We start from the raw sequence: 15125 nt of genomic DNA on the forward strand, positions 1-15125 counted from the left end.
TTGGCCGTAGTGGCCAGCATCTTTTTGATTTGGTCGGTCATCCGGAAGCCTCGCTGTCGTTTCAGTGCTCAGGCGACCACGGCTTGCCTGCCTCCCAAAACTCTGTTAACCAGTGACCTTGAGGCGGCGGATTAACGCCCTGTGCACCAAAAGCAATTGCGCCGCGTATCGCATCAGCCACAAGGGCACGAATACCTGCCGGGTCCTTATCAAGCGAGTAGGGCCTGGAAGGCTGTGCGAAACCGATAGCCCTGATAGCGTCATTCCATCCGGTAACGTAGTCGTCAGAATCAGGCCCGCCGTATTTCAGGGGCTCTACCTTTTTCGTGGCGTCACGCAAATGGTTCTCTGCAACTTCGATCACGGCATTCAGGGCTGCGGTTATCTCGCGCGGCACGATACCTGCCTCGTCCATAGTCCGCTCATCTTCGCCGGTGCGCCATGCTTGGTACTTGCGCAGCGTCAGGATTTGGGCGTGTAGTGTTGGGTTCATACTTTCACCTCCGGCGCGGCTTCGAGCATGGCTTTCCATCTCAACGTTAACGACACATCATTTTCAGCCCACCCTGATTTAAGCATTTCGGGAGTCGGATCAATCGGCACCAGCTTGTAGCCTTCGGGGATTTGTGGGGTTGTGGGGCAGGCGGCATCGGCATCCAATGGGTGTCGTCGCCCCTTGAGTATCCGCGCACTGGATAAGGGCCATGCTTGTGGTCATCTACAAGCCATGCTGCAAATTCGCTTGTGTGGTCGAAATCACGATCACCCCAACGCACTGACATTGCGCCGTGTTGCTTGAACCAAACAAGTATCGTTGTACCGTCCTTCGGCGCGGTTTCTATGGGCTGCCACGCCACCGGCTCACCCCTTGCCTGCCGGTCTGCTTCGATGGCCTTGTTTGCATACTCCTGCATATCACTCGCCGTGTAGTCATTACCCGGCATTTGCGGGTAGGGCAACGGTGGTAGTTTGATAGGTTCAGTCATGTTGTTTCTCCATTGCTGCAAGTGCGGATAAAGCAAGCTCATAGCCATCATATGACTCTGGGATTGTGCTGCCGGGTTCGCGCCATATTCTTCTCCAGCCGAACTCGTCTTTCTCCCAATTGTTCGAGTCAGCGTATTCCCTCAGCACATCCCGCAACGCCTGTACCTCTGGCGATTCAAGGGCGGCTTGCCATGCTTTACACGCAAGCTCCCGATCAAACGGGCTTTGTGGTGTGCGCGGGTCGTGAGTGGCGTACCAAGCCTCAAACGCGGCTCGTTGGTTGTCTGTCATGTTCCTTCCTTTTGGATCAGTGCCTTGATGGCCGCAACATTGCTGTCGAGTATGAATTGAGTGGTTGGCTGGCACTGCCCCGCGTTTTTGCTGATCAGGTCGGCGGCTGCCTCAAGCGCCGAATTCCACCCTGCGCGGTATCCGTCGCCAAAGGCAGCGATCTCAGCTCCGGTTGGTCTTGGCGTGCGGGTCATGACACGGCCATCCCTGAAAATTCAATCTTGGTAATTGCTGCCGCTTGGTTGCTTAAAGTGCCAACCCACTCGACATTGATCTGCCCAACAGCGACCCCGTGGTTATCGCGAATCTCTTTCAGGGCGGCGGCGAGAATGGCGTTAATTGTGAGGTTAATGTTGCTGGTCATAGCGCCTCCTGCGGGTACCCGCGTGGCACAATCACCAGCCAATCGCCAACCTCGCAAATCATCGTTGACCCGATGCCGTAGTGCTGGCAAGCGCCGCAAAGCCACGACTGCCTGCCGCTTTCTGCCGGGCGCTTTGGCTCAACTCCGGCTTTTCTTGCGCAGTCATCGCAAATGAACCGCTTGATCATCTCGTCTTTCTTCATAGAGCCTCCCGTTCGGCGTCTGGCGTAATGCTGTTGGCGATAGATATGGCGGCCATCTCCACGAAATCAGAGAAAACTCTCCAGATATCGAGTCGGCTGGACGCTTGAGGCAGCAGCCTGGCCAGGGTGGACTTATGCCGTTGATATGTCATCCCTCACTCCGCGCCTCAATTTCAGCCTTGATCTGCGTCTGCAATATCAGATCCGTTGCCTCACTTTCTGTCAGCATCGGTACGATGGCACGCATGGCAGCCATGTCGGCTTTGGCTGCTGCGGTTTCATATTCTGTGATTGGCATGCTGTAGTGCAGGCGCTTGGCCAGCTGGCGGATGCCAGCAAGCACTTTATGTTGCTTGCGCCGCGCCCAGAACATTTCGTAGAAATCAGCGATCCCATCAATGGCAGGTGCCATCGTGTGGTATTGCCTGCCACTTTCGTGCGGCAGGTCGAAGACTGGGGTGCCATTGAGCGCCATCACATCACCCGTACGTTCGATGTCGTCAATGATTCGCTCAAGTGGTGCTAGTACGTATTGCATCCGGATGAACATAGGGATGGGTGGGGGCGGGGTCACGTCTCGCCGTTTGGCCCGACGCAGTTCACGGCTCGACGGTTGGCGGAAAAGGGGTTTCACGCGATGGCCTCCTGAAAGACCGCCTCCTGCTTGGCGTGGCCAACCGGCATGAGCGCGAATACCTCCGCGCCCTTGGCACCACGGCGCACCGCAGACAGTGCCAGTGCCTCGGCCCTGGCCAAGCTTTTTACAATCCGCAAGGGGCGCTTGGGTACGGCGACGACGTAACGAGCTGACGCTTGATGTTGAGCAATGCTTTGCTGTCCAAGCAGTGAACTAAACGCTTCTGGTAGATTTGAGAGGCTTTTCTTCATGGCGCTGGCGATTGCCTCCGCTGGGCTGCCGTCCAGTATTGGGATCTCTGGCAATGCCTCGCCACTTCCGTCTCCGGTGATTTCGGTCGGACATTGCAAATTCGGTGTTTTGTCAACCAGGCTTTCTTGCCGATCCGCGACTTTGTCAACCTGATCCGCCTCTGCAATTACCACTGGTTCGCTGATGACCGGCTTGGCGGCCAGCCATGCATACCGGTTACCCCAGCGCCCGGGCGTTTGAATCGTTTCGATCTGACCCATGTCGTGTAGCGTCTTGATGCTGGTCTTCGCTTCCTTTTCACCGACATCAGCCAGAGCAACGATCTGGTGAATGTAGAGGGCCTTGTCGCTGTTCTGCAGCAATGTTTCAACGCGGTTCAATGGTGTGCTCATATTTATTCCTTGGTTGGGCCTCAAGCGGCCACAGCTTCGTGTTGAGTGGTGGTGAGTGCGCCGGCGTCAACCCAGTGGGCTGTCGTCTGCGGGTAGGCGGACAGATCCGGCAAGGCCTTGAGCGTGCCGAACACCAAAGCGGTATCGAACTTGCCTTCTTCGGCCCGGATATCCAGGGCGTCGATGAACCCGCCCCGTGCGCGTGTCTCCAGTACGTCCATTCTGTCAATGGCCACCAGGCGCGTACCCGATAGGTCGGCCAGCACCAGGGCAATGCAGACATCTGCACGCCAGCGCTCAGACTCCGACAGCAGGACATAGGGCCGGTCGTTGGCGTAGATCTCCATTTCGCCGTCGATGACTACCTGCGCCCAGCCAAAGGCTTGACTGCAGCGTGCCAGTTCGCGGTTGACGGGACCGATGGCGCGGCGCAGTATTTCGGCCGGAATTCCGTCGGGCGAAAGTGCGTCAATTGCCACTTGCCATGCTTGTGCCGTGGCATGCTGCTCACGCGCCTTGGCGGTGTTTTGTTCAGCCAGCTTGGCGGCCTGTTGCTTCTGACGAAGTTTGTCCAGCCGGGTGGTGATATCGGTCAATTCACGTTTGAGTGCGTTGATGGTCGATTCGATTTCGCCAACGTCTTCTTCTGTGGCCTTTTCGGGGCCTGCCCCATACGGGCACCGGCGGCTTTTGCGGCCTCGATGTCACGGCGGGTGTTATTGACTGCGCTCTGCATCAAGTCGCGGGCGCGAATGGCTTCCGGAAGCTGGGCAGCGGCTTCGGGGTCGGCCCGGGCGTCCAGTGGACCGTGCGCGGCCTCGTACTGTCTGAACGCAGCCAAAATTCGAGCATCGAGATCTGCTGGAATCGTGAAGCTGTTGTCGCCCTCGTTGTAAACGTCATCCAGGCAAGCCGCCAAATCATGCACCAGCCCCACCCGGGGCCCGGTACCGGCCATGCCTTCCAAGACTTTGACCTTGTCCTGCCATTTCAGAAGGTCGCTCTGGTCGTGGTCCAGTTTCTTTTCCAGGCTTTCCAGCTTGGCAAAGGCCTTGGCGTCGGCTTCGGCTTGCTGCTGATAAGTGGTCCAAGCCTTCCAGCATTGCTCGGCTGCGCCCAAGCGTTGCTGTTCGGTACCGAGTTTGCTTTTCAGCGCTTCGGCCTGGGTGGCCATCTGCTCCAGTTCTGCGGTGTCAACCTCGGGGGCGGTCGCCGCCCAGTCTTCGGCCTTCTTGTGGCCGTACGTTTCACCGGTGACTGCTTTCCATGCAGCCTTGGCGTCACGGCACCGTTCCTCGGCATACTTTGCAGCGGCTGGGAAGCCACTGCGCAGCATGGGGGTAACGGCGTTGATAACGTCTTCAGCCAGGCCGCGTTGCTTCATTGCTTCGACAATGTCTGAAGTCTTGGCGCTGGCACCGGTTACCGTGAACAGCAACTGACGGCGCTCGTCGGCACTGGCCCGGCCAAACAAGGCTGGATCCAGGCAGTAGGGCAGGGCGGCTTCGATAGGCTCCCATACGTCCATGGTGAAGTTGTGACGCAGGTCATGCTCACCCTTGGGGGCGGCAAAGGTAGCGGCACCGCCGTCAAAGTCCACGCCTACGGTACCGGCTTTTTCGCCGTTGTGAACCAGTTGGCCAAAGTCTTTTTCTTGAGCACGCGCTCTGGCATGCCCAGGAATGCGGCGCGTACGGCTTCGCGGATGCTGCTCTTGCCTGCTGCGTTTGGGCCTGCAAACAGTGTCACCGGCGTGAACACCTCGATATCGGCGGCGGAAATGCCCAGGACGTTGCTGATGTTGATGTGGGTGAGTTTCATGACAGCACTCCTTTCAGGGCAGCGTTGGCCATGTCGATGATTGGCTGCAGCTTGGAAATCTCAGCTTCGTACTTGTTTTTCGTGGCACGCAGCAGCGCGATACAGTCTTCTTTATCAAGCATGATCTGAATGCTGCCCACTTCTTCCACATATACATCCGCCGATACACGAACCGGCCTGCCGTACCCCTTGAACTCGCTGCGCTCAATGGCCTTGTCAATACGACGGGCTGCTTCTTTCAGGGAGCTGACGCGCTCAATTGCTTTTTTAATATCCATTTCTCAAATCTCCGCAAAATCGCCATCGGGAACGATGATCACGTCACCGTGGATTTCCCATGTGGCACCGGGGGCGCAGTTCAGGTGATACAGCCTGGTGGCTTTTTCATTCACGGCTAAACCTTTAACCGCGCCCTCGTCATCAACTAGCATCGTGTGAAGCGGCTCGCCCATGTGGCGAAGCATCACCACGTCGAGCGTGTCAGCACCGATCATTTGTGCGATGTCGCGAAGTGCGTGGGGCCCTACGAGCACCGTTTCGGTACCGTCAACGCGGATCAGCTTTCGAGTAATCGACATCACGCACCCTCCGTGGTGGTGTCGGCGTCTTCACTCTGAGTGCCGCGTTCTTCGTGCCATGTTTTCCAGCCCTTCACCCATTCGATGCGCAGGGCCCGGCCATCACAGGGCAGTCACTCTCTGGCTTGCCTTCTTCGGCTGCGGTGTACCCGTCATCCCACGCCTGCTGCAGCTCAACCTGCAGGGGCTGGTGCTCAATGGAAATGATTTCTGCATCAACGATGTCATCACCGCTGCGATCCATGCCGTCGCCGTCTTGGTCGGTGTATTCCTTGCCCAGGTCCATGCTGCGCTGATCGGACTCGCCCTTGATGTCTTCCATTCCGCCAACGGTTTCTTCAGCATCAGCAATGACGATCAGGCAGGCTTTGCCGACACTGTCGAACAGGTGATGACGCCCACTGCTGTTCGATGAAATCTTGAACTGCGCTTTGATGCCGTCTTTGCTGGTCACCTGCTCAAGGTCGCCGATGATGGTGGTACGGTTTTCGCTGGCGATCAGATGAACGGCCATGCGCACGTTGTATTCGACCCGGGCACGCAGGCGGTTGATGATGTCGTCTTGCTTCTTCTGGGTCATCTTGATCCAGAGGTCAGGCAGCAGTTTGATTTCTTGCACCAGGGCTTGAAGGATGTCGCGGCCAATCGTGTCAGCGGTCATTTCGCGGATGTCTTTATCTTGGGTCATGCTTATTGCTCCGTGGTGTCAGCGGTCAAGCTGGAAAAGAAGGGCTGAAATGACTCCTGCACAATCGCTCTTGCTTCAGCTTCGTTAATTTCAGAAAACATTTTTTCGGCCTTGTCCCAGCCTTCGTCTGTGTCATCCCAGGTCAAGCCAAAAGAGCACACGCCTAAGCCATTGGGCTTGCACGAGAATCGAATGCACGGATTACCGTTGTCATCTGCTTGGTGCACAACCAGCACTTGGCCGGTTGTGCCGAAGAGCTTCGCAAACATGGCTTACTCCATATCGGGCGCAGCGCGGCGCGTGCGGGTTGTGGTGGTTTGCTGCTCGGGCGTGTGCACGACGCCATCCAGTTCATCCAGGCGCTTGCGGTAGGCCGATTGCAGGGCGTCGTGGTGTTCGGGGGCGCAGTCCTGGATGCTGTCGGCAGCAATGGCCAGGACGTCGTGATCTTTCGCGGACAGGATCGAGGCCTGTATTTTTTCGGCGTCGAGGTAGGCTGCGGATTCGTCAGCGGTTTGCGTTGGCGTTTGTGGCTGGCCAGCTTCTTCTGTGGTTGCTACATCGGTTACCTGCTCCGGCTCGGGGCGGGGCGGCGCGTGCGCGGTGCTGTTTGACTGGCTGGTGTCTCGCGCAACGTCTCAGCTTCGACCTGAAGAACGCCTTCTGCATTAGGGGTTACGTCGATGGTGTCGTGGACTTCTTCGGTTGTCTGCAGGCCCATCAGCAATTCAGGGGCATACAGCTTGCCGAAAAAACTGGCGGTTCGGTACCGCAGCATGACGTCAGGCATGGTTTGCCACTTGCTGCCGTTTTTGGTGAACCAGCCTTCCTTCACGGCCAGCTCAATCGACACGGCGGGTGACTCCAGGCGCTCACCCGTTTCCTTTTCGATGACCCAGGCAACGCATACCTTGTCTTCGATTTCGATGGTGTTGCGTACCTCTTGGCGCTTCTGGTTTTCCCACGAGAAAGTGATGTACTCGACCTTCTTTTTGCCCAGGCTCTTGATATCGAAGCGCAGCGGTGAGAACCGGCCACACCCATTGATTGCGGCAATGATCCATTGGGATGACCAGGATGGGCGGCCTTCGACGATGTACAGGTTCTGCATCACCATCAATGGATCCGCCCCCATGCGCTGGGCCATATTCAGGGCCACGACGCTGTTGGCCAGGGCGTTAGGGTTTTGGCGCGTGTCGGTGATTTCGCCGTAGCGGTTGGTTTTATGGATTTCGGCGCGATAGGCTGCGGGCACCAGCGTGCTGGACGCCAATAGCTTGGCGGCGCGTTGCATGAGTTCAAAGCTTTCCAAGTTGCCAAAGCCCATGGCAATGTCAGTGCGTGGGGCAGGCTGGCGTAAGTGCTGGACGGTGGTTGCGGGTGCATTCATAAGAGTCAATCCTCGTGGTAGATACAAGTTGCCCAACGGCTGCAATATTTCTCGCTGCAAATCGGGCTTTGGGGGTTAGGGGGAATAAGCCGGTACGAAACATTTCGGCGGCGTGCTGGATCAGGCCGGGCGTGTCGTCGGTACCGACCATGACGCGGCGGGCGTCGAAGATCGGGCTGACGGCAACCTCATTACGCCCGGCTGTGGACAGGGCAATGATCTGTGCGCCCTCGGTTCGGATGCCGCGTGTTTGCTCGTACATGAGTTGATAGGTGCCGGTCTGGGCACTGCGGCCCTTCATCTGGGCAACGCCTTTGGAGACGACCCGGCTGCCGGTCTTTACGTCGGGGATGACGACGCCGGTACCGTGGTTGGCGACACGCGCCCGGTCCATTGAGCCGGTCAGTCGGATGACAATGCCGCCCCCGCAGTCGATTTCCATGGGATCGAGTTTGGTTTCGACTTCCAGATAATCGAACTGGGGCGCGATTTCGGTGCAGTAGCGAACGTGCAGCGCCAGGCCGATCTGCTCGGCTTCGCGCAGGCTGATGCCGTCTTGACGATAGTCCACTTCATATTCAGGGTGATGCAGAGACAGGACCAACTCGTTGGCGGCTTCGTCAATTGTCAAGTTGCTGCCATCGATGCGTGCCTGGTCATAGGCTGCGGTACCGGCGTGCACGCTGGTGCCGAGCAGGGCACGCATGCCTGCAGGTTTGCGGATTTTGAGCAGGTGCTCGCCTTCCCAACGGTAGGCACAATCAAACAGGCTGCCCCAGCTGCTGGCGCGAACGGTGTAGACGGATGGGGTCATGGCTGGCCTCTCTGCATCTTCGCAATCACCGCCTCGCGCTCGTTGGCGCGCGTGATGCCTTCGCCGTCGCAGCCGTCATCAGCATTCATTTCTGCCCAGATCCGTTTTTGATTCGGCGTCATCACGGCCAATGCGTTGCGAATGATCTTGTGTGCGTGCTGCAGTTCGACCAGCAATTCGCGAGTGTGGTTATGTTCCATGATCACCACCCCACAACAGCAAACGACAGAACGCTGACAACCAGCGAAATCACCAGCAGAGCCTCACCGCCCAACGAGTCGGATACTTCACCGGTCGGCGGCGTATGAATCGCTGGCATCAGTTCGATCTGTTGGCCAGGGAAACGCCCTGAACCGATTGCAACCTTGGGTTGCACGGGTTTGCACGACCCTTTCAGAGGCTTGCGTGCGTATGCAGGGATTTCGAGGTCCTGCCGGTCATACCGTTCAGCGCGGCGACGGGCCAGGATGTAGTGGGGGTTGATCAGCATGATTTGCTCCTTTTGGCATTTCGCGGCTTACGTTCTAGCAATATGGTGCTAGATTGAAGGCAGGCAAAATCTTTGTCAAGCATTTAAGTGCTAGATTGTTGGCGTTTAAATGCTTGTGGGCAGATGGCCTGACGCCGAGGAAGCTTCAATCCAGCGCTACTGGCTTATGTGGGATTAGGGGAGGGCGTCACGGCTGGGGCCGTGGTGCTAGTGTTGTGGCCGCTCAGGGGTAGGGGCTACCCTGTTGGTGTCTATTCCCAAATTGCAACAACGCTGGCTTCGTGATTTGGTCGGGTGCTATCATGAAGGGCTTGGCAGCCAGCAATTTTGCTGGTAACGAACGTCAGTCAGCTTTTAAGGGAGGTGCTTATGTACGATGTTCTGAACGTCGCCGACGCTATCCTTAAAGTGGCCAAAAAACATGGCCAGTCGTTAACGCCGATGCAGCTGATGAAGCTGACATACATTGCTCACGGATGGAGCTTGGGGATTCGAGATAAAGACCTTTTCTCCAACCGCATAGAAGCGTGGCGTTACGGGCCGGTAATTCCTGATTTGTACCAGGCGACGAAGTCTTACGGCAGAAATCCAATACCTCATTCCGCGATTGGTGACCCGGATGATCAGCAGATCGCGCCTGACGATCTGGCGTTTATCGAGGATGTGCTCGCCAAATACGGCCATTTGGACGGCATTGCTCTGTCTTATCTGACACACCAACGTGGGACGCCTTGGGATCAGGTCTACAGAGATGGGTGGAACAGTCCTGAGATTCCGGACGAATTGATTCGCCAGCACTACAGGGAACTGTTTGATGCAAGACGAGCAGTCGCGGTCTGATGATATTTCTGTTCCAGCACCAGAGCTGGGCAAGCCTACCTGGGCTGATACTCGTACCGCCCAAGAGGAAGAAAGAAGCTGGCCTGAGCTTGGCGACGTAAAAAAGAGCAATGACCTGCGGTGGCTGAAGGTTTATGGCTGGATCGTAGTCGCGATTACGGTAACCTTTACGTCGATCTTTCTGGCCAGCTTGGTGATTTGGGCGTTGCACTATATGCTGCCACCTTCTTTGACGTGGCTCTCTGAACAGCAGCTGGGCAAGATGCAGTCGGTTTTGTTCAGCGGTGGGATGGGTGCGGTGATTTCATCTGTGATCAGGCATCAGTTGGGCAAGTTGAAGACGTAGGAGCGTTAGAGGTTTTGCAAAACCAATCCCGCCGGGGGGCGGGTTTGGTGCGGAGGTTTATTCGTGCTCAAACGTCATTGGTAACTGTACGCCCGCTCGGCGATGCTCTTGAACTTTCAGAACTATGTATTCGGTTTTCATTGTTTCGCCGGACAGGGACTGAACACGTCTCAAACGGGCCTTCAAAATATCACCGCGAGCAAAGGGCTCGTTGCTTTGCACCTTGTTGAGGAAGTCTACATCTTCGACTTGGGCGTAGAACGTGCTATTTCCATCCGAGAAGCGCCACTTGTTATCCTCACGGAAAGCCACATTAACAAGCTGTAAATTCATTTCTACTTCGTCTTCTGCGAGCATTTCAGGCTGTTCGTCAGGTGCCGAGAAATAGCGCAATTCATGTTTTGAGATGGTAAAAAATCGCTCAGATTGCTGTTGGTTCGTTACAGCGAATTCATCTATGCCTTCTCGCTCGACTGGCTTCAGAACGTCCTCTAACGCCTTTCTGAGTCTTGCCTGGCGAAATAATGCGATAACTTTAGCTTCAACATCAACCGCCTCATCATCAAGAACAACGCGCACGTTACCGTTGTCGAGCAGAACAACCTTATTTATTTTTCTATTTTTTAACCACTTCAAAAAGCGGAAAAGGTTGTTAATTGTTGCGCCTGTGAATGCGGTTGCGCCGCTTATCAGTCCAATCCACTCAAGCAGATTTTTAGCATTTGCTACATTCTCAGACGAGAAGGCAAGATGGATCTGCTGTATCAAAGACTGAGTCACATCAAGCTCAATGCCAAAACATCCCGTCTTAAACGAGGCCTTGACCTGAACGCTGACTTGCGCTCTACCATCATTGATAGCAGCGTTTGCTTCTTCCAGCACCTGCCCTAACGCCAAAAGCGCTGGCGCCAAGTCTCGAACATTCATTTCGTGATTGGCGAGCGCTGGGCCATCGTACAGTACATGGAAAGTTGCTTTGCTCATGTCTGGCATTGTAGTTGAGTCAATGTTCGGTTGCGTTGGTTTTAGGGGCATTGTTCATTAGCCTTAAGAAGAATAGATTTCTTCTGCCTGCACGTTGTTTACTTGGTTATGTGATTTTGATTGCAACATCAAGTCTCACCTTTCTCACTCTGTAACACTCACCTCAAAAAACGCCGTCTGACCAGACCAGGCGCAGCTTAGGCTGCGGCTTGGTCTTATTGGTTGACGGCTTTTTGAGAAATCCCGGCGGTGCTTATAGCCTCCGCCAGGCGACCCTCTATGTAAGCTTTGTCAAGTTCGGAAAGACTGTTCACTGACCGGATATCAATGCGCTGAAACGGCCAATCTTGAGCGTCAGACTTGTTGCCGGGTAACGGCGGTGGGTTCTTTGGGTCAAGATCCGGGACAAAGAGATGCCAAACCTCAAGGCGGAAAAACTTAGCGATGTTTTCCAACGCTTCAAGAGTCGGGTTTCCCGTGCCGTACTTGATCCGTCCTAATGAGCCATCTGCAACGCCAATCTTTCTTGACAGAGATAGTCGCGACTCGTCCCGCGTAGCCAGTAGGCGCGTAAGGTTATCAGCAAGTATTTTTCTATTGTCTAGCATTTGGTTGCCAGTTTACGAATTTAATCTAGCCTTGTTGTGCTTGATTATCTAGCCACATAGTGCTAGATTTCAGTTATTCACGATCAAGGACGTCAAATGACATTTGCAGAAAGCATCCGAGAGCAACTTCAGGCTCGGAAAGGCGACTGGCCCAAAATATGTGCCGAAACAGGCATTTCCTATTGGTGGATTACAAAATTTGCCCAAGGCCGAATAGGTAATCCTGGGGTTCGCCATCTTGAGGCTTTAAGCATCTACTTTGCCTCGCTTCGTCAGTCAGCCCCTGCCTCAGAGTCTTTAAATGCCTAACTCAATGCACCTTCGCTGTCCGCCCTCTTTAAAGATAAGCAGGTGACCCCGTATGAGTGATTCAAAAGTCATGGAAGCGATGTTCATGCTAGCCGTCGCTGCTCTCTCGTTTGTTGGCGCCTTGATGGTTAATGGCAGATCGTTTCAGTTCGTCCTCATCGGCGCGGGACTTGGCGCTGCTATTTCTTTGCTCTTCAATATTTTCTTGGTGTTGGGCCGTCATCGACCAGTACGCCACGAAGCTGAGGATGATCATGTATAGCGTTTCACGCGAAGATAATTCCGGCCGCTCGCTGAGCCATAGTGCGCCAGCCATAGACAGGACCATCAACCAATATCTGACAACTCTCAACGGGTTCGATGTGATGGATTTAACCCAGTCGGAAATCAACCATCTGGCGATTCCCAAGACAACCCAAACAAGAGCAGATCCGAAGAACATAAAAAACACATCACGCCAAGTTATGCCCGCTATCCATTCGATCATGGCCAACCCCTTTCGGAAAAGTTTAGTTACTGGAATCTCTGAGCTTAATCGATTGGGATTGGCCCTCTCAATGCACCGTAATGGCACTGGCCAAGCTCAACCCAAGCTGTTGATTCGCAACCAGGCGCTCATACACCGCCTCGATGTGTTCGCACTCAGCGTGCGGTCCGAACAGCGTCAGCGCCAGCACTTCGGCTTGATCCATCAGTTCGTAATCAATTTTCTTTTCCATGAGCGCAGTCTGTTGCGTTCTATTCGGTATGTCCATTCGCAGTTTCCGAGTGATCTGTTGGTCCATGATCGTTTTCCCAGTAGGTGTGAGTTATGAATACAGAGCCAGTATCAGCCGATCAGGCTGAAAGCACACGCAAGATCGGTGCAAGAATTCAGGGTGAGATATTGCGCCGACTTGCAGAGGTCACTCAGGAGCGTGCAGCGGATCGCATGGGCGTTTCAGCCAGCACGGTGAGCCGGCAGAAGGAAAGCCTGGACGGCTTTTGCCAGCTACTGGCAGCGCTGGGTTTGCAGTTGGCCTCCACGGATGCAGTAGTGGTCGACCAGCAGGAGTTGCTGGGTATCGAGCGTATGGCGCTCAAATATCTGCAGGCTCGGGTTGAGGCTGAAAACAGGAGGGCACAAGGATGAACCATTCAAACGCACGCCATGCCGCCATCATGTGCGGCAACGCGAAGTTTCAGGCTTATCTGGGCGTCAAAGATGCCGATGAAGCGGCGGCCAGCCTGCGCCGCTTGTGTGGTGTGAAGTCACGGCGCGAGCTGGACGAATGCCCGGCCGCAGCAAAGCGGTTTCATGAGCTGCGCAAGAAGTTTGCTTATGGGGGTGGGGCGTGAGTATCAACCCTCCGGCAGTTATCGACCCATGCTGCGGCGGTCGCATGATGTGGTTCGACCAGCAAGACCAGCGCGCTTTGTTTGGTGACATCCGAAGCGAAGAGCACACGCTATGCGATGGCCGGGCATTTAATATCACCCCCGACCTGAACATGGATTTTCGGGGTATGCCATTTTCAGATGAATCATTCCGGCTGGTCGTATTTGACCCACCGCACCTACGCCGAGCCGGTCAGAGTTCGTGGCTTCGTGCCAAGTACGGAATCCTTGGTGATGATTGGCGCGATGATCTGCGGCGCGGTTTCGCTGAATGCTTCCGCGTCCTCAAGCCTGAAGGCGTCCTGATCTTTAAATGGGCCGAGACCCAAATACCGGTGAGTCAAATCCTGACACTGACCCCTCATGCGCCATTGTTTGGTCATAAGTCAGGCCGAAGGGAGCGCACTCATTGGATGACGTTCATGAAGGGCGCACATAAAAATGGTTGATTTACCGGACCCCTTAACACCAGCTGACTGCAACCTGCGCGGCTTACCGTTCATGCCTTTGCACACCGAGCGCTTGCTCGACAGTGACATGATGGCCTTGTCCACGGGCGAAGAGTTCAAGACAGCCCTGCGCCTGTGGTGCAAGAGCTGGAATCAAGAGCCGGCAGCTTCGTTGCCTGACGATGATCGCATTCTTGCTCACTTGGCTGGCAAAGAGTTGGCCGGTTGGCGCAAGGTCAAAGCCATGGCGCTTCGTGGCTTCATCAAATGTAGTGACGGCCGTCTGTATCACCCTGTGATAGCGCAGGAGGCTATCAACGCAATGTCACGACGCGAGCAGCACCAGGCCAGCAAAGATGGTGACAATGATCGCAAGCGTGAGGAACGTGAAGACCGCAAGTTGTTGTTTGGTGCTCTGCGTGACATCGGCGTGATTCTGCCAGCGAAAGGTACCAGTACGTCACACCTGAGAAAGGTCGCGGCGTCACACGGAATACAGATTATTGTCACGGACAATCACAAGGTTGTCACTGTGACACCTAAAGGAAGTCACAACGAAAGTCACGGCGTTGTCACGGCTAAGACAGGGACAGGGACAGGGACATATATAAAAGAAGAAGCGGCGGCGGCATCTCCCCCGCCTACGCGCACACACGCACACGAGGCTGGCGACGATCCGCCGCCGCCTTCCTCGGAACCTTCGAAACCCACCAGCCTGGACACTCCTGCAGGCTATGCCGTGCTGGTCCGCCGGTGGGAGAAGGAACGGGGTAAGGCATCGACCGTCACCAGCAGTGACCCCAGGCTTTTGGTCTGGGCTCAAAAGCGTGTGACCGAGGCACAACTGCGTGAAGCTTACGACCTGGCCGTTGCTGACCGCGAGCTGGCGCAAGACCATGGGCCCATCAACGCGGGGTTTCTCGACGTGTTTCTGGCCAAGGTGCTCAAGCCGCCCGGGGGCGACAGTGCGTTGAACCGCCAGTCATCGGCAGTCCCGCCGAAGCACTGGGCCGTGTCGTGGTCTGGGATCGTGGCCAAGGGCGAGGAGCTGGGGATTGTGCAGGAGTCTGGCGAGTTGGCCCCCACGTTCAAGGCTCGCGTCTTTGCTGCAGCTCAGCTGTCTGAGGGCGAGAAGGCCATGTTGCGTGCCGACTACGGGGTGAGCTTATGACCTGCTGCACAACTGAAACTCGCGTGTACCGCTGGGACTGCCGGGATTGCATGGTGCGCAAGATTCGGCACCTACGAAGCCCGAACAAAAGCCTGACACTGAGGCTGCAGCTGGCGACATTCGAGCGCATGGGT

31 protein-coding genes are annotated in these 15125 nt (G+C 55.6%); 8 read left to right on the forward strand and 23 right to left on the reverse strand.

Features of this window, described 5'->3' with window-relative positions; genetic code table 11:
* Window positions 1–61: 61 nt before the first annotated feature.
* From N7E01_RS15765 to N7E01_RS15835, 15 genes are all read right to left on the reverse strand, one after another.
* A complete protein-coding gene (locus N7E01_RS15765; RefSeq protein WP_289173555.1) occupies window positions 62–493 on the reverse strand; it encodes a hypothetical protein in 432 nt (143 codons plus the stop codon).
* Window positions 490–660: a hypothetical protein gene (locus N7E01_RS15770; protein ID WP_289173556.1), complete on the reverse strand. Its 171-nt coding sequence runs from the start codon at window positions 658–660 to the stop codon at window positions 490–492. The genes N7E01_RS15765 and N7E01_RS15770 overlap by 4 nt, the downstream gene beginning before the upstream one ends.
* 318 nt (window positions 661–978) lie before the next feature.
* Window positions 979–1278, reverse strand: a complete 300-nt coding sequence (locus N7E01_RS15775; protein WP_289173557.1) for an acyl-CoA dehydrogenase N-terminal domain-containing protein — start codon at window positions 1276–1278, stop codon at window positions 979–981.
* The gene (locus N7E01_RS15780; protein ID WP_289173558.1) at window positions 1275–1472 is read right to left on the reverse strand and encodes a hypothetical protein; all 198 of its coding nucleotides are present in this window, start codon (window positions 1470–1472) and stop codon (window positions 1275–1277) included. The genes N7E01_RS15775 and N7E01_RS15780 overlap by 4 nt, the downstream gene beginning before the upstream one ends.
* On the reverse strand, window positions 1469–1642 hold the full coding sequence (locus tag N7E01_RS15785) for a hypothetical protein (RefSeq protein ID WP_289173559.1): 174 nt from the start codon (window positions 1640–1642) through the stop codon (window positions 1469–1471). The genes N7E01_RS15780 and N7E01_RS15785 overlap by 4 nt, the downstream gene beginning before the upstream one ends.
* 199 nt (window positions 1643–1841) lie before the next feature.
* Window positions 1842–1997 (reverse strand): hypothetical protein, encoded by a 156-nt coding sequence (locus tag N7E01_RS15790; protein ID WP_289173560.1) that lies wholly within the window; start codon window positions 1995–1997, stop codon window positions 1842–1844.
* The gene (locus N7E01_RS15795; RefSeq protein WP_289173561.1) at window positions 1994–2395 is read right to left on the reverse strand and encodes a hypothetical protein; all 402 of its coding nucleotides are present in this window, start codon (window positions 2393–2395) and stop codon (window positions 1994–1996) included. The genes N7E01_RS15790 and N7E01_RS15795 overlap by 4 nt, the downstream gene beginning before the upstream one ends.
* Window positions 2396–2475: 80 nt before the next feature.
* Complete coding sequence (locus N7E01_RS15800; protein WP_289173562.1) at window positions 2476–3126, reverse strand: hypothetical protein; 651 nt, start codon at window positions 3124–3126, stop codon at window positions 2476–2478.
* 20 nt (window positions 3127–3146) lie between these two features.
* Complete coding sequence (locus tag N7E01_RS15805; protein WP_289173563.1) at window positions 3147–3722, reverse strand: hypothetical protein; 576 nt, start codon at window positions 3720–3722, stop codon at window positions 3147–3149.
* Entirely contained in the window at window positions 3719–4726 is a 1008-nt protein-coding gene (locus tag N7E01_RS15810; protein WP_289173564.1) for a hypothetical protein, read from the reverse strand. The genes N7E01_RS15805 and N7E01_RS15810 overlap by 4 nt, the downstream gene beginning before the upstream one ends.
* A gap of 2 nt (window positions 4727–4728) precedes the next feature.
* Window positions 4729–4947 (reverse strand): AAA family ATPase, encoded by a 219-nt coding sequence (locus tag N7E01_RS15815; protein WP_289173565.1) that lies wholly within the window; start codon window positions 4945–4947, stop codon window positions 4729–4731.
* Entirely contained in the window at window positions 4944–5225 is a 282-nt protein-coding gene (locus N7E01_RS15820) for a hypothetical protein (RefSeq protein WP_289173566.1), read from the reverse strand. Before N7E01_RS15820 ends, N7E01_RS15815 begins: the two co-directional genes overlap by 4 nt.
* Before the next feature lie 3 nt (window positions 5226–5228).
* A complete protein-coding gene (locus tag N7E01_RS15825) occupies window positions 5229–5525 on the reverse strand; it encodes a hypothetical protein (RefSeq protein ID WP_289173567.1) in 297 nt (98 codons plus the stop codon).
* Between the two features lie 73 nt (window positions 5526–5598).
* Window positions 5599–6213 carry a cell division protein FtsK gene (locus tag N7E01_RS15830; RefSeq protein WP_289173568.1) on the reverse strand — a complete coding sequence of 205 codons (615 nt, stop codon included), beginning with the start codon at window positions 6211–6213 and terminating at the stop codon, window positions 5599–5601.
* A gap of 2 nt (window positions 6214–6215) precedes the next feature.
* A complete protein-coding gene (locus N7E01_RS15835; protein ID WP_289173569.1) occupies window positions 6216–6482 on the reverse strand; it encodes a hypothetical protein in 267 nt (88 codons plus the stop codon).
* 48 nt (window positions 6483–6530) lie between these two features.
* On the opposite strand from N7E01_RS15835, the gene N7E01_RS15840 reads away from it, so the two are divergent.
* Entirely contained in the window at window positions 6531–6827 is a 297-nt protein-coding gene (locus tag N7E01_RS15840) for a hypothetical protein (protein ID WP_289173570.1), read from the forward strand.
* On the opposite strand, the gene N7E01_RS15845 is transcribed toward N7E01_RS15840, so the two are convergent.
* The 4 genes from N7E01_RS15845 to N7E01_RS15860 are packed head-to-tail and all read right to left on the reverse strand — an operon-like array spanning window position 6779 to window position 8907.
* Window positions 6779–7603, reverse strand: coding sequence for a hypothetical protein (locus N7E01_RS15845; RefSeq protein ID WP_289173571.1), 825 nt, complete (start codon window positions 7601–7603; stop codon window positions 6779–6781). The two genes, N7E01_RS15840 and N7E01_RS15845, sit on opposite strands and share 49 nt — an antisense overlap.
* Window positions 7548–8417 (reverse strand): RecB family exonuclease, encoded by an 870-nt coding sequence (locus N7E01_RS15850; RefSeq protein WP_350494881.1) that lies wholly within the window; start codon window positions 8415–8417, stop codon window positions 7548–7550. Before N7E01_RS15850 ends, N7E01_RS15845 begins: the two co-directional genes overlap by 56 nt.
* Window positions 8414–8617: a hypothetical protein gene (locus tag N7E01_RS15855; RefSeq protein ID WP_289173572.1), complete on the reverse strand. Its 204-nt coding sequence runs from the start codon at window positions 8615–8617 to the stop codon at window positions 8414–8416. The genes N7E01_RS15850 and N7E01_RS15855 overlap by 4 nt, the downstream gene beginning before the upstream one ends.
* Before the next feature lie 2 nt (window positions 8618–8619).
* Entirely contained in the window at window positions 8620–8907 is a 288-nt protein-coding gene (locus N7E01_RS15860; protein WP_289173573.1) for a hypothetical protein, read from the reverse strand.
* 369 nt (window positions 8908–9276) lie between these two features.
* On the opposite strand from N7E01_RS15860, the gene N7E01_RS15865 reads away from it, so the two are divergent.
* Together N7E01_RS15865 and N7E01_RS15870 are read left to right on the forward strand one after the other, a co-directional pair.
* Entirely contained in the window at window positions 9277–9747 is a 471-nt protein-coding gene (locus N7E01_RS15865) for a Panacea domain-containing protein (protein WP_289173574.1), read from the forward strand.
* On the forward strand, window positions 9719–10093 hold the full coding sequence (locus tag N7E01_RS15870; RefSeq protein ID WP_289173575.1) for a hypothetical protein: 375 nt from the start codon (window positions 9719–9721) through the stop codon (window positions 10091–10093). The genes N7E01_RS15865 and N7E01_RS15870 overlap by 29 nt, the downstream gene beginning before the upstream one ends.
* A 57-nt stretch (window positions 10094–10150) precedes the next feature.
* Here N7E01_RS15870 and N7E01_RS15875 read toward each other — a convergent pair whose 3' ends face one another.
* Both N7E01_RS15875 and N7E01_RS15880 read right to left on the reverse strand, forming a co-directional pair.
* On the reverse strand, window positions 10151–11077 hold the full coding sequence (locus N7E01_RS15875) for an LAPAL motif-containing putative phage structural protein (RefSeq protein WP_289173576.1): 927 nt from the start codon (window positions 11075–11077) through the stop codon (window positions 10151–10153).
* A 215-nt stretch (window positions 11078–11292) separates the two neighbouring features.
* A complete protein-coding gene (locus tag N7E01_RS15880; protein ID WP_289173577.1) occupies window positions 11293–11685 on the reverse strand; it encodes a helix-turn-helix domain-containing protein in 393 nt (130 codons plus the stop codon).
* 96 nt (window positions 11686–11781) lie between these two features.
* Here N7E01_RS15880 and N7E01_RS15885 point away from each other — a divergent pair, with 96 nt between their 5' ends.
* Complete coding sequence (locus N7E01_RS15885; RefSeq protein ID WP_289173578.1) at window positions 11782–11994, forward strand: hypothetical protein; 213 nt, start codon at window positions 11782–11784, stop codon at window positions 11992–11994.
* Between the two features lie 88 nt (window positions 11995–12082).
* Here N7E01_RS15885 and N7E01_RS15890 read toward each other — a convergent pair whose 3' ends face one another.
* Window positions 12083–12481: a hypothetical protein gene (locus N7E01_RS15890; RefSeq protein WP_289173579.1), complete on the reverse strand. Its 399-nt coding sequence runs from the start codon at window positions 12479–12481 to the stop codon at window positions 12083–12085.
* Between the two features lie 67 nt (window positions 12482–12548).
* Window positions 12549–12713 carry a hypothetical protein gene (locus tag N7E01_RS15895; protein WP_289173580.1) on the reverse strand — a complete coding sequence of 55 codons (165 nt, stop codon included), beginning with the start codon at window positions 12711–12713 and terminating at the stop codon, window positions 12549–12551.
* Window positions 12714–12805: 92 nt separating this feature from the next.
* On the opposite strand from N7E01_RS15895, the gene N7E01_RS15900 reads away from it, so the two are divergent.
* From N7E01_RS15900 to N7E01_RS15915, 4 genes are read left to right on the forward strand one after another with little or no spacing between them, the layout of a single operon-like run.
* Complete coding sequence (locus tag N7E01_RS15900; protein ID WP_289173581.1) at window positions 12806–13126, forward strand: CII family transcriptional regulator; 321 nt, start codon at window positions 12806–12808, stop codon at window positions 13124–13126.
* Entirely contained in the window at window positions 13123–13332 is a 210-nt protein-coding gene (locus N7E01_RS15905; protein ID WP_289173582.1) for a hypothetical protein, read from the forward strand. Before N7E01_RS15900 ends, N7E01_RS15905 begins: the two co-directional genes overlap by 4 nt.
* Window positions 13333–13379: 47 nt before the next feature.
* Window positions 13380–13820, forward strand: coding sequence for a class I SAM-dependent methyltransferase (locus N7E01_RS15910; protein ID WP_289175835.1), 441 nt, complete (start codon window positions 13380–13382; stop codon window positions 13818–13820).
* Between the two features lie 52 nt (window positions 13821–13872).
* Window positions 13873–14991, forward strand: a complete 1119-nt coding sequence (locus N7E01_RS15915; protein WP_289173583.1) for a DUF1376 domain-containing protein — start codon at window positions 13873–13875, stop codon at window positions 14989–14991.
* Window positions 14992–15125: the final 134 nt, after the last annotated feature.

The sequence above is a fragment of the Neopusillimonas aromaticivorans genome, assembly GCF_030344915.1.
GTDB lineage: Bacteria > Pseudomonadota > Gammaproteobacteria > Burkholderiales > Burkholderiaceae_B > Neopusillimonas > Neopusillimonas aromaticivorans.